This window comes from Pantoea latae, from assembly GCF_002077695.1.
In the GTDB taxonomy this organism is placed as follows: domain Bacteria; phylum Pseudomonadota; class Gammaproteobacteria; order Enterobacterales; family Enterobacteriaceae; genus Pantoea; species Pantoea latae.
This window is the reverse complement of sequence record NZ_MWUE01000051.1, coordinates 1-254: the sequence shown is the minus strand read 5'-3', so window position 1 is coordinate 254 and position 254 is coordinate 1. Positions and strand designations below refer to the sequence as shown.

Annotated in this window: 2 rRNA genes; both read right to left on the bottom strand. The window is 57.9% G+C overall.

Annotated elements, in window-relative coordinates:
• Positions 1 to 87, bottom strand: a 5S ribosomal RNA gene (rrf, locus tag B2J69_RS23360); the annotation flags it as partial.
• Between the two features lie 91 nt (positions 88 to 178).
• Positions 179 to 254, bottom strand: a 23S ribosomal RNA gene (locus B2J69_RS23355); the annotation flags it as partial.

The following is a 254-nucleotide window of genomic DNA, read 5'->3' as shown; positions in this document are numbered from 1 at the left end:
AGACCCCACACTACCATCGGCGCTACGGCGTTTCACTTCTGAGTTCGGCATGGGGTCAGGTGGGACCGCCGCGCTAGTGCCGCCAGGCAAATTCTGTTTTCCGCGCCGCCATAAGGCCACGCGGTGTATCCGTCACAAGCTGAAAATCTCGCGTCTCACAAAACGCCTCTGGCGTTGTAAGGTTAAGCCTCACGGGTCATTAGTACCGGTTAGCTCAACGCATCGCTGCGCTTACACACCCGGCCTATCAACGT